The following is a 443-nucleotide window of genomic DNA, read 5'->3' on the forward strand; positions in this document are numbered from 1 at the left end:
CCTTGGCGGCGATGTCGGCGGCGGCCGCTCCGGCGCCCAGGACGACGGCGGAGGGGGTGCCCAGGCGGCGGGCCAGGGTCAGCAGTTCGAGGGCGGGCTTGCGCACGGCGCCGTCGGCGTGGTCGACGAGGACCAGGATCTCGGTCATGGTCGGGTGCTCCTGAGGATGCGGGGGAGGACGAGGGGGCGCGCCGTCGGACGGGTCCGCGGGCGCGGGAGTCGTTCATCGCGGGAGTCGTTCACCGGGGCCGGCCCCGGGCCGCCGCCGGAGCGGGCCGGGCCGGGCGGCGGGGCTCCCGCTGCGGCGCGGCGGCCGGTCAGATGAACTTCTGCTCGGCGAGGTAGGCGGCGAGCTGCTTGCCGCCCTCGCCCTCGTCGGTCACGATGACGCCCTTGGTGCGGGCGGGGCGGGCGGTGACGTCCTCGACCTTCGTCCAGGCGCC

Annotated in this window: 2 pseudogenes; both read right to left on the reverse strand. The window is 77.7% G+C overall.

Features of this window, described 5'->3' with window-relative positions:
- Nucleotides 1-148, reverse strand: a pseudogene (locus QSK52_RS39175) (electron transfer flavoprotein subunit alpha/FixB family protein); the annotation flags it as partial.
- A gap of 169 nt (nt 149-317) precedes the next feature.
- Nucleotides 318-443, reverse strand: a pseudogene (locus QSK52_RS39180) (electron transfer flavoprotein subunit beta); the annotation flags it as partial.

It is taken from the genome of Kitasatospora phosalacinea (genome assembly GCF_030268885.1).
Taxonomy (GTDB): Bacteria; Actinomycetota; Actinomycetes; order Streptomycetales; family Streptomycetaceae; genus Kitasatospora; species Kitasatospora phosalacinea_C.